Origin of the sequence: Xanthobacter autotrophicus, from assembly GCF_030015065.1 — a bacterium.
Lineage (GTDB): Bacteria > Pseudomonadota > Alphaproteobacteria > Rhizobiales > Xanthobacteraceae > Xanthobacter > Xanthobacter autotrophicus_D.
The window spans coordinates 72,062-82,833 of sequence record NZ_JAIVFN010000006.1; the positions used below are offsets into that span (position 1 = coordinate 72,062).

Sequence of the window (10,772 nt, forward strand, 5' to 3'; positions counted from 1 at the left end):
GGCGGTCTTCAATATTTGGCCTGAGCGGAGGCGCCGTCGGGCGCGGAGATCTGGACCACGCCCTTCACGCCCTTTGGGATGGCAACCGCCGCCGTCCCGGCGAGCCGGTTGCCGCCGGCGGGCGAGAGGGGAAAGCGCTGGGCCTTGCCGTCCACCACGAGGATGGCGTTGGCCTTGAAGCCCTCGGCCGCCACCGGCTTGTCGGCGCCGTCGCTCAGATAAAGCGCGACATTGGGCGTGCCGTCGGCCACCAGCTCCGCGTGGTAATGGCCGGCATCCACCCGCACCCCGCCGTTCGCCCCCGCGCCGGGCTCGTGGGCCAGGACGGGCAAGGCGACCAGCGGGAGACTGAGGACGGCCGGCAAAAGGCGGCGAAAGATCATGACAGGCTCCGGTCAGAAGGCGTCCGCGCGGGCGGCGGCGGTGGAGGGGGCGGTCTCCCACGCCGCTGCCACCAGCCGCTCCAGCGGGCGTCGGCCATGGCGCAGGACGAGGACGGGGGTGAGAACGGCGTCGAGCAGCGTGGCACTGACCAGGCCGCCGAAAATGGTGATGGCGACGGGGTGGAGGATCTCCTTGCCCGGAACCTCGGCCCCGCTCATGAGCGGCAGCAAAGCGATGCCGGCGGACGCGGCGGTCATCAGCACCGGCGTCAGCCGCTCCAGGCTGCCGCGCATCACCAGAGCGGGGCCGAACGCCATGCCCTCGGCGATGGCGAGATTGATGATGTGACTGATCTTCAGGATGCCGTTGCGCGCGGCGATGCCGGTGAGCGTCACGAAGCCGATCATGCTCGCCACCGACAGGGGCTGCCCGGCGATCCACAGCGCCACCACCGCGCCGATGAGCGCCAGCGGCACGCTCCCCATGATGATGGCGGCGAACAGCGCCGAGCGGTAGCGGCTGTAGAGGAGCGCGAAAACGAGTAGCGCCGACACTGCGGACAGGCCGCCGATGGTGCGCATGGATTGCTCCTGCGCGGCGAAGGTGCCCTCAAGGCTCGCGGAGATGCCGGCCGGCAGTGCGGTCGCCGCGATCACTTCACGCATGTCGGCCACCACCACCGCCACGTCGCGCCCGCCGGAGGTGTTGGCCAGCACGACGATGCGCCGGCGCCCGCCCTCGCGCAGGATCTGGTTCGGCCCGTCCGTCTCCGTCACCTCGGCGACCTGCGAGAGCGGCACCCAGCCAGAGGGCGTCTCGATCAGCAGGCCCGAAAGTCCCTCCGTGGTGCGCGCCGCATCGGGCAGGCGGACCACCACGTCGAAGCGCCGCGCGCCGTCCACGAGGCGGGAGACCACGCGGCCGTTGGAAAGCCGCTCCAGCGCGTCCGTCACCTGCGCGGGCTGGAGGCCGTAGAGGGCGGCGCGGCCATAATCCACGCGCACCGTCACTTCCGGCACGCGCACCTGCCGCTCCACCTGCAGGTCCGCAAGGCCGGGAATGCCGGCGAGGCGCCCCCGCAGGTCTTCCGCCGTAGTTCGCAGGGTATCGAGGTCGTCGCCGAACAGCTTCAGGGCGATCTCGGCCCGCACGCCGGAGAGCATGTGGTCCAGCCGGTGGGAGATGGGCTGGCCCAGGTTGAAGGCGGCCGGCAGCACCGCGAGGCGGTCGCGGATGTCGGCGGTGATCTCGGCGCGGCTGCGGGCGGAGGGTCCTAGATCCACCTCGATCTCGGAGGCATGGACGCCCTCGGCGTGTTCGTCGAGCTCGGCCCGGCCGGTGCGCCGACCCACCGCCTTCACCTCCGGCACGTCCAGGATGAGCTTTTCGGCGACAAGGCCCATGCGATGGCTCTCGGCGAGGGAAAGGCCCGGCCGGAAGGACATGGAGATGGTGAGCGAGCCCTCGTTGAACGGCGGCAGGAAGGCGCGCGGCAGGCCCACGGCGGCCGCCACCGCCGCGAGGAAGAGAAGCGCGGCTGCGCACATCACGAGGCGCTGGTGGCGGAAGGCGGCGGCGAGCAGGCCGGCGTATCCGCGCTTCAGACCCCGCACCAGCACGCTCTCCCGCTCCACATGGCGGCTGAGTGCGGGGAGCAGGTAAAAGGCGAGCACCGGCGTGAGCGTGACGGAGGTGACAAGGCTCGCGAGGATCGAGACGATATAGGCCTGCCCCAGCGGCGCGAACAGTCGCCCCTCGATGCCCGGCAGCGCGAACAAGGGCACGAACACCAGCACGATGATGAGCGTGGCGTAGACGATGCCGGAGCGCACCTCCCGGCTCGCCGCCACCACCACGTCGAATACCGGCCGCGGCGCCGCGGCGGCGGCATTCTCGCGCAGGCGGCGGAAGATGTTCTCCACGTCCACCACCGCGTCATCCACCAGCTCGCCGATGGCGATGGCGAGGCCGCCCAGCGTCATGGTGTTGATGGAGAGGCCGAAGGCGTGGAACACGATGGCCGTGGCGAGGATCGACACGGGTATAGCGGTGAGCGAGATGAAGGTGGTGCGCCAGTTGACGAGGAAAAGGAACAGCACCACGGCCACCACCGCCATGGCCTCCATCAGCACCTTTTCCACGTTGCCGATGGAGGCGGCGATGAAGTCGGCCTGCCGGAACACCGGCGGCGAAATGCGGATGCCGTTGGGCAGCGTGCGGTTCAGGTCGTTGACCGCGTCCTCCACCGCGCGGGTGAGGGCGATCGTGTCCACCTCCGGCTGCTTCTCCACCGAGACGATCACCGCCGGCCGGCCCATGTAGCCGGCATCGCCCCGCTTCATGCGGGCCGCGTAATCCACCTGCGCCACCTGGTGCAGGAAGACGGTGCCGCCGGCGGGGCGGGGCAGCACCAGCCCCTTCAGGTCGTCGAGGCTGAGGGTGCGGCCGATGTTGCGGATCAGGAACTCGCGCCCGCCATGGTCAGCAAAGCCACCGCCCGAATTGGTGCCGAACTGCGCCACCGCCTTTTCCAGCGCATCGAGGGAGATGCCATGGGCGCGCATGGCCGCAGGGTCCGGCGAAACGCGGAACTGCCGCACTTCCCCGCCCATGGGGATGACCTGCGCGATGCCGGGAATGGCGAGCAGGCGCGGGCGGATGATGAAGTCCGCCGCCTCGCGCACCGCCATGGGGGACGCAGTGTCGCTCGTCACCGCGAACATCAGGATCTGCCCCATGATGGAGCTGATGGGCCCCATCTGCGGGGCAACGTTCGCCGGCAGCCGGTCCCGCACCAAAGCGATGCGCTCGGCGATCTGCTGGCGGTCGCGGAAGATGTCGGTGCCGAAATCGAACTCCACATAGAGGACGGAGAGCCCCACCCCCGAGACCGAACGCAGGCGGATGAGGCCCGGCAGGCCGTTCATCGCCGTCTCCAACGGGAAGGTGACAAGCTGTTCCACCTCGGCCGGGGCAAGGCCCTCCGCCTCGGTCATGATGGTGACGGTGGGCCGGTTGAGGTCGGGCAGCACATCCACCGGCAGGCGGGTGACCGCAAAGGCGCCGGTGACCACCAGCACGAGGGACAGCGCCAGCACCAGCAGGCGGTTTTTGAGGGACTGGGTGACGAGGAAGCTGAACATCGGCCGGCCTCAGCGGATCTGGTCGATGAGTTCGGCGCCCTCGGTAACCACGCGGCGATCGGGCGGCAGGCCGGCCACCACCAGCACGCGGCCGGCATCGAGGGGCTCCGTCTTTACCTCGCGCGCAACGAAGCGCTCGGCTGCGACATGTTCATAGACGATGGCCTGACCGTTCGCCCCGCGCACCACCGCCGTGCGGGGGATGGCGATGCCCATGCGCGGGGCGCCGGCCTCCGCGAGGACCGTGAGAAACTGGCCTGGACGCAGCCCCTCGGCACCCGCGGTGACGGAAAACTGCAGCGGAACGGCCTGGCTGCGGTCGGACATCCCCGCGCCCAGAAAGGTGAGCGCGACGGAGCGGCCATCGGGCAATCGCCCGGAAGCCCCGGAGCGGCCCATGTCCGGCGAGAAACCCAGCGCCTCCACCCACAGCCGATCCGGATCGATGATGCGGAACACCACAGTGTTCGGGTCCGCCATCTGTCCCGCCACCGCGTCCGAGGTGGCGATGATGCCGGCAACGGGCGCGCGCAGCGCCTCCGGCTCGCGCTGCACCCGCTCCAGCGTGGCGCGGCGAGTCTGTAGACCCTTCAGCTCAATCTCCGTCTCCTCCACCTCGCGGCGGGTGACCGCGTTCTGGATAGCCGACAGGCGCTCATAGCGGCGCTTCACGATGGCGATCTGCTGGTCCAGCTCAAAGCCCTGCTGCTCCAGGTCCTTGAGGTCCGAGGCGCCGATGGGCGGGTGCACGAACGCGAGGATGTCGCCCGCCGCGACCTTGGTGCCGAGCGGCTTGAAGCCGCCCTGCGGCGGTGCCAGCCGCCCACCCACCGCCGTCTGCACGAGCCCGCTGGCATTGGCATCCGGCACCACCCGCCCCGGCAGTTCCACCGCGCGGGCATGGCTGGCGGAAGCCGTGACGATGGTGCGCACGCCGAGGATGCGCTGGCTGGGCTTCGGCACGATCACCGAGCCGTCGGGCAGGCGCTGGGCCGCATCGCGTGCGGAAGGCTTCGGCGTATCCGCGGCCTGCGCATCCGGCGGGAGCGCGGCGGAGGCAAGCCCCAGACCGGCAGCGAGAACGAGTGCCGCCGTGCGCCGCCGCAGCGACATCAAGAGCACGGCCGCGAGAAAGCCGATAACGACGCCGGCACCCAAGCCCAATTGCGATCCGCCCAGCAGCGCCAGCGCCGCCGGCGCAGTGGCTCTGGGGTCGGCCGTCACCGAAGCCGCAGGCACCGTGAGAGTGGTTGCGAGCACGTCCACCGTGCCGCCGGCCGTGACCGTGAAAGCGAGGTCGTGCGTGCCCGGCTTCGCGGCGAACGGAGCGGCAACCACATAGGTGCCGGGCTCCTCGGGCTTTGCGGTCTGCGCGCCTTCGGGCGTGTCCATTTCGATGGTCGCGCGGTCCACCGGCGCGTTGTCGGTGAAGCGGTCGAGGTGGATGGCGAGGATGCCGTCGCGCAGCACTGCCACCAGCTCGAAATCGGCGGAGGCGGCCTCGGCACGGGGGGCGAGAGACGTTACCTGAGGCGCGGCAGGCGCGCCGTGGTCGTGGCCTTCGTGCGCCATCGCGCCCGTCGCCAGCACCAGGCCGGCGAGAAGGGCCCACGACCCAAGGCCAACTCTCCGCATGAAATGACGCACCATCCTTCAACCCGTCCGATCCTCAATCCGGTACGGGAGCCAGATAGCGCACGGGCTGTCACGCCGCGTATCGCTTCTGTATCAGTTTGTTTCAGTCTGGAGCTTGGGCAGGCGCACTGTCGCGACGAGGCCGCCGCCGGCGCCGTTGGCGAGGGTCAGCGTGCCGCCATGGGCCTCGGCCACCGCACGGGCGATGGGAAGGCCGAGCCCCACCCCGCCGGTGGACCGGCTGCGCGAGGTGTCGAGCCGGACGAAGGGTTCGAGCACGGCGGCGAACTGGTCCTGCGGAATGCCTGGGCCTTCGTCCTTCACCGTCAGCACCGCCTCGGCGCCCTCCTCCGCGAGCACGACATGCGCGGCGCCGCCATAGAGAAGCGCGTTCTCCAGCAGGTTCGACACCATCCGCTTCAGGCTGACGAGGCGGCCTGCCACCACCAGGCGCGGCGGGGCTGCAAGATCGGCGGCAAGGCCCCGGTCGCGGGCATTGTCCACCAGCGTCTCCACCAGCGCCACGAGGTCGAGCGGGCGTACCGGCTCCTCGCTGGCCTCGCCGCGCAGGTAGGACAGGGTGGCGTCCACCATCTGCTCCATCTCCGCCACGTCCGCCGCCATGGCCTCGCGCAGGGCGGGGTCGCCCACGTCCTCCATGCGGAAGCGCAGGCGTGTCATGGGCGTGCGCAGATCGTGGGAGACGGCGGCGAGGGCCTGGGTGCGCCGCTCCATCAGCTCCGCGATGCGAGCCTGCATGCCGTTGAAGGCGTGGGCCAGCTCCCGCACCTCCGTCGGGCCGGTCTCCGGGAGCCGCACCAGAGGGGCGTCCGGAGGCAGGGCCGCGACGGTCCGCGCCATGGCCCTGAGCGGCCGCGTCAGCCAGGCGGCGATGGCGAGCGACAGCAGCAGCACGCCCGTCGCCATGAGGGTCGTGGAGAGCACCGATCCGTGCGTCCCGGCCGCCTGCGGCATGGAGGCGAACAGGCGGGCGTTCAGCCAGCTGCCGTCCGGAAGGCGCACGGCGACCAGGCTGAGGTGCGGATCGGTGCCCGCGCCCACCAGCACATCCTGCGGTCCGAGGTCAGGCGCCAGCGTGCGCACGTCGTCGGCGAGGCGCTGCCATCCCTCCGCGGCATGGGGGCCGGGTGCGGCCATGGCTTCCCGGCTCCAGTGCGCGTCGATGGCGCCGCCGGACAAGTCATGGGCCACATCCTCGCGGCTTTCCGGCGGCGCTGCTGCCAGCGACCGGCGCAGCGCGACGATCTGGTCGGCGAGGCGGATGGCATGGGCCGCATGGCGCTCGCGCTCCATGGCGTGCTCGTAGGTCCACAGGCTCAGCACATGCACGACGACGATGCCCAGCACCGCCACCACGGCGGTGCGGACGGCGAGGCTGTCCGATGCGCGGATCAGGGCGCGGATCACGAGCGTTCCACCTCCGGGACGAAGAAATAGCCGGCGCCGCGCACGGTCTTCACCATCTCCGGTCCGCCATGGGACTCAAGCTTCTTGCGCAGCCGGCTGACCTGGATGTCGATGGCGCGGTCGAAGCCTGTGGCGGTGCGGTTCTTGGCAGCGTCCATCAGCTGGTCGCGCGTCAGCACCCTTTGGGGATGTTCGAGGAAGGTCAGGAGCAGGTCATATTCGCCAGTCGACAGATCCACCACCACGGCTTCGGGATTGGTCAGCTCGCGCCGGCGGGTGTCGAGGGTCCAGCCGGAAAAGGCGAGCAGGGTGCCCCCGGAAGCCGTGGCGTCGCCCGAAGGCCGCATGCGCCGCAGCACCGCATGGATGCGCGCGAGCAGCTCGCGCGGATTGAAGGGCTTCGACAGATAGTCGTCCGCACCGAGCTCCAGCCCCACGATCCGGTCCACGTCGCTGCCGCGCGCGGTGAGCATGATGATGGGCACGTCCGACGTGCGGCGGATGTCCCGGCATAGGTCGAGCCCGCTCGTGCCGGGCAGCATGATGTCGAGGATGATGAGATCCACCGCCCCCGCCTTCATTGCCTCGCGCATCTCGCGCGCATCCTGTGCCGCGGTGACCTTGTGCCCGTGCTCGCGCAGGAACTTGCCGGCGAGGCGTCGGATCTCGGCATCATCATCGACGATCAGGATATGGCATTCGGGAGACACGGGGTGACGCACTCCTGCGAGGCCGTCCTGCGGGCGCGACGGCTGCTCTGCGGACAAGCCCTTTTATCCCAGCCGGCGTGCTTCGCCATACGAAGTTGGCGCAGGCAAGAAATCGCCTTGCACCGCGCCCGCGCTGATGCCGGCCGACGGAGCGTGCTCCCGTGAAAGACCATGCCAGCCGAGCCAGCCGGTGTAGAGGCCGACCATCAGGATCAGCGCGGCCGAGGCATAGGGCGCGCGCCGGGCGAAGGCGCTGAAGCCCGACCAACGTTGCGAGACGTGCCGGACGCTGAGGGCCGCGAGCACGCCGGCCGACACCAGCGTGAGCGCCAGGCCGATGCTGAAGCACAGGACCAGCACGAAGCCGAGGCTGAAGACCTTCAGCTGCATGCAGATCAGCAGCACGGTGATCGCCGCCGGGCACGGGATCAACCCGCCCGTCAGTCCGAAGACGATGATCTGCCAGGTGGTCACCGGGCGGCCGGCAAAGCGATTGCGGATATCGGCGGCGTGGGCGCGGGCGTGGGCGTCGTCCTCGTCGCCGAGATTCATGTGGGCATGGTCATGCTCCTTGAACACGAGGGCATGGACCTCCTCCCCGCCGTCGGCGAGGCGCATGCGAAGCTCCACTGAAAAGGCATGGGGCTCGGGAATATCGTGCGTGCTCTCGAGGAATTCACCCCGGTGCACGAACGGGAAGACCTGACGGCCGCCGCCGGGCCGCAGGGTTTCGAGAAAGACGCGCTCGGCGTCAGGAAGCATGCGCCCGCCGGGGCTGGAGATGCGCCACCGCGGCGGCACGCCATCCTCGAAGATGTCGAGCGCCAGTTCCCCTTCTGCGGTCGAGAGGAGACGGGTCTTGTCCTCATGGTGGTGATGCGCGTCGCTCTGCTCGCGCCACGTCCGCCAGGCCATCCAGGCGGCGATGGTGATGATCGCCACGGCTGAAGCGAGCTGAAAATAGGGTTCGCTGGCCTCGCCACCCCATTGCTGCCCGAAATACAGCCCCCCGAGGGCAATGAGCCAGACCACCGCCGTGTGCGAGGCCGTTGCGGCGAGGCCCAGCAGGACGGCCTGGGTGAGCGTGCCGCGGATGGCGATGATGAAGGCGGCCATCATCGTCTTGGAATGGCCCGGCTCAAGCCCGTGCAGGGCACCGAGCAGGATGGCCGAGGGGATGAACAGCCAGGCGTGCGCGGCCCCCTGCTGGAGCAGGTCTGTAAACGCAGTCATCTTGCTCTCAGATCACTTGAGGTAGGTGCGGACGACCTCGATCAGGTCGGCGGCGCCTTTGGCACGCTCGGGGTCCGGCTCGGCGTCCGGGTTCACCACGTGATGGCGGATGTGGTCCTCCATCAGCTCCGCCGTCAGTCCGTTGATGGCGCCGCGCATGGAGGCGACCAGCATCAACACGTCGGTGCAGCCGATCTCGGCTTCCAGCGCGCGCTCCACGGCTTCGGCCTGCCCCTTGATTCGGCGGATGCGGGCGAGAAGCTTGGTCTTGTGCTTGATCGTGTGTGCCATCACGGGTTTATAATATAGGGGGGTACCCTATATAAATCGTTCCTTTCGCTCGGCGGCAGGGCCAAATACGGGAACTTGCGGAACCGGCCGCGGACATCGGGGCGGACGGGCTTTTGGCAATCTGCGCAATGACCCCGATGTGGTGGAACGGCCCTCGGGCTGATAGACATAGCTGGGGATGGATGCCGACGGCATCCTCTCCTTTTTGTTGCTGGTGCTTCTGACAGTTGGGATCGTTGCGCTTGTCCTCTCCTTCTTTGGAGGCGCCGTGCGGATCGGTAACGATCGAAGCCTTTCGCGAGGCCTCGACATTCTCGGTGAGTACTGCGCGAAGGGAGAAATCCAGCGCGACGAATACCTCCAGGAAAAGCGCGACCTCAGCGCCTGATCCGGACCGGGTGACGTCGCGGAGCCATGACAATGAGCAAGATGGCGATCTCATTAGCGGGTGCGATCATTCTCATCGCTGGAGCAGGTTTACTCGCCATGACGGGAGCCTCACGGGGACAATCGGATGGCGCGCGCGCAGGCGACCCGGCGCTAGGAAGCCATGTGGCCGATGCCAAATGCGCCGAGTGCCACGGCGCGGATTGCAATAGCAGCGAATCGCAATTTCCGAAACTGGCGGGTCAAAGTCCGGCTTACCTTTATCGCCAACTCTGGGCCTTCAGGAATGGGACTCGCAGGTCGGACATCATGGCGCCAATCGCGGCAGACCTCGGCGACGCCGACATGGCGAATGCGTCGAGCTTTTATGGCAAGCAGTCGCGCAAGGCGGACGCGGTCAAGGACCAACGCTTGGCGGCGATTGGAGAGCGCATCTTCTTCGCGGGAATGCCCGCTTGCGCCATGTGTCACCGTGCGTCCGGCCAACGCGGCATGCCCGTGACGGGCATGATGGGAGGCGGCATGATGGAGCGGATGCCGATGATGGGCATGATGGCCGACGCTCCCTATCTGAATGGACAGCATGCGGCATATATCGTCGATCAATTGGATCGCTTCGCGAGTGGCGCGCGTCCGTCGTCGACAATGATGGGCCGTATCGCGGCGGCGCTGAGCGAAGCCGATAAGAGGGCCGTGGCCGAATATCTCTCCGGCCTGCGTTGAACTTTCCTATATTCGCGTCTTGCAAGAACGCCTTGGGAGTGAACCATGAGCTATTATTTCGCCAAAACGCTTGCGCTCGGCTTCGATGACGCCGTGCGGCTGACGACTGAGGCGCTCAAGCGCGAGGGTTTCGGCATCATCACCGAGATCGACGTCAGGGACACTCTCAAGAAGAAGATCAATGTCGATTTCCGTCCCTACCGCATTCTCGGCGCCTGCAACCCGGCGCTTGCCCACGAGGCGCTTGAGATTGAGGACAAGGTAGGCACGATGCTGCCGTGCAACGTCATCGTGCAGGACAAGGGGGACGGCAACACCGAAGTGGCGGCGATCGATCCCGTCGCCTCAATGCAAGCGATCGACAATCCGCGGCTCAAGCAGGCGGCCGAACACGTCCAGGCGAAGCTCAAGAGCGTGATCGGTTCGCTCTGACACGGTTTCGGGCGCATTGCATCCTCATGGGTCGCTCCCGGCGCCTGGATTTATTTAGGCTTACTGGAAAGGGCGCGTCGCCGCATTATCACGTTGAATGCGCGGACTATTCCGCGCAAATGGATGATAGCATCTCGGTTCCAGAGAGATCTTCCTTGCTTCGATTTTCTGCCTTCGGCTTGGCTCTGGTCGCGGCGGATCGTGCAGCGGCGCAGGATTCGGGCAAGAAGACGCCGATCGATACGGCACTGATCGTATAGGTCAATCTGTCGGGCTCGGTCGGCGGGGGTTCTGCTCCGCATAATTGCGAGGGTGGAAGGCGGGCGCCCCGCGGGAAGCGGAGCGCCCGTGGCCGGTCATCGCGACCAGATGAGCTTGTGCTCGCCCTTGTCGCCCTGGACCAGGG

10 protein-coding genes are annotated in these 10,772 nt (G+C 68.1%); 3 read left to right on the top strand and 7 right to left on the bottom strand.

Annotated elements, in window-relative coordinates; genetic code table 11:
- Positions 1–8 precede the first annotated feature (8 nt).
- The 7 genes from K9U40_RS03055 to K9U40_RS03085 form a co-directional block, all read right to left on the bottom strand.
- Positions 9–383: a hypothetical protein gene (locus K9U40_RS03055; RefSeq protein ID WP_149577254.1), complete on the bottom strand. Its 375-nt coding sequence runs from the start codon at positions 381–383 to the stop codon at positions 9–11.
- A 12-nt stretch (positions 384–395) separates the two neighbouring features.
- Positions 396–3,527, bottom strand: coding sequence for an efflux RND transporter permease subunit (locus K9U40_RS03060; RefSeq protein ID WP_209483290.1), 3,132 nt, complete (start codon positions 3,525–3,527; stop codon positions 396–398).
- 9 nt (positions 3,528–3,536) lie between these two features.
- Positions 3,537–5,099 (bottom strand): efflux RND transporter periplasmic adaptor subunit, encoded by a 1,563-nt coding sequence (locus K9U40_RS03065; protein WP_394026695.1) that lies wholly within the window; start codon positions 5,097–5,099, stop codon positions 3,537–3,539.
- Positions 5,100–5,255: 156 nt separating this feature from the next.
- Entirely contained in the window at positions 5,256–6,590 is a 1,335-nt protein-coding gene (locus K9U40_RS03070; RefSeq protein ID WP_209483288.1) for an ATP-binding protein, read from the bottom strand.
- Complete coding sequence (locus K9U40_RS03075; RefSeq protein ID WP_149578547.1) at positions 6,587–7,300, bottom strand: response regulator; 714 nt, start codon at positions 7,298–7,300, stop codon at positions 6,587–6,589. The genes K9U40_RS03070 and K9U40_RS03075 overlap by 4 nt, the downstream gene beginning before the upstream one ends.
- Before the next feature lie 63 nt (positions 7,301–7,363).
- The gene (locus K9U40_RS03080; RefSeq protein WP_282888751.1) at positions 7,364–8,533 is read right to left on the bottom strand and encodes a nickel/cobalt efflux transporter; all 1,170 of its coding nucleotides are present in this window, start codon (positions 8,531–8,533) and stop codon (positions 7,364–7,366) included.
- 12 nt (positions 8,534–8,545) lie between these two features.
- Entirely contained in the window at positions 8,546–8,824 is a 279-nt protein-coding gene (locus tag K9U40_RS03085) for a metal/formaldehyde-sensitive transcriptional repressor (RefSeq protein ID WP_138399103.1), read from the bottom strand.
- Between the two features lie 178 nt (positions 8,825–9,002).
- Here K9U40_RS03085 and K9U40_RS03090 point away from each other — a divergent pair, with 178 nt between their 5' ends.
- Genes K9U40_RS03090 through K9U40_RS03100 form a run of 3 tightly spaced genes read left to right on the top strand, consistent with a single transcriptional unit; the run spans position 9,003 to position 10,366 of the window.
- Positions 9,003–9,212, top strand: a complete 210-nt coding sequence (locus K9U40_RS03090) for an SHOCT domain-containing protein (protein WP_149578544.1) — start codon at positions 9,003–9,005, stop codon at positions 9,210–9,212.
- Between the two features lie 32 nt (positions 9,213–9,244).
- Positions 9,245–9,934, top strand: a complete 690-nt coding sequence (locus tag K9U40_RS03095; RefSeq protein ID WP_245327175.1) for a c-type cytochrome — start codon at positions 9,245–9,247, stop codon at positions 9,932–9,934.
- A gap of 45 nt (positions 9,935–9,979) precedes the next feature.
- A complete protein-coding gene (locus K9U40_RS03100) occupies positions 9,980–10,366 on the top strand; it encodes a DUF302 domain-containing protein (RefSeq protein ID WP_149578546.1) in 387 nt (128 codons plus the stop codon).
- The last annotated feature ends 406 nt before the right edge of the window (positions 10,367–10,772 follow it).

Coding starts and splice junctions, on each gene's coding strand:
- K9U40_RS03085 (WP_138399103.1), bottom strand. CDS start 8,824: ATGGCACACACGATCAAGCACAAGACCAAGCTTCTCGCCCGCATCCGC.
- K9U40_RS03080 (WP_282888751.1), bottom strand. CDS start 8,533: ATGACTGCGTTTACAGACCTGCTCCAGCAGGGGGCCGCGCACGCCTGG.
- K9U40_RS03065 (WP_394026695.1), bottom strand. CDS start 5,099: ATGGCGCACGAAGGCCACGACCACGGCGCGCCTGCCGCGCCTCAGGTA.
- K9U40_RS03100 (WP_149578546.1), top strand. CDS start 9,980: ATGAGCTATTATTTCGCCAAAACGCTTGCGCTCGGCTTCGATGACGCC.
- K9U40_RS03060 (WP_209483290.1), bottom strand. CDS start 3,527: ATGTTCAGCTTCCTCGTCACCCAGTCCCTCAAAAACCGCCTGCTGGTG.
- K9U40_RS03055 (WP_149577254.1), bottom strand. CDS start 383: ATGATCTTTCGCCGCCTTTTGCCGGCCGTCCTCAGTCTCCCGCTGGTC.
- K9U40_RS03095 (WP_245327175.1), top strand. CDS start 9,245: ATGAGCAAGATGGCGATCTCATTAGCGGGTGCGATCATTCTCATCGCT.
- K9U40_RS03090 (WP_149578544.1), top strand. CDS start 9,003: ATGGATGCCGACGGCATCCTCTCCTTTTTGTTGCTGGTGCTTCTGACA.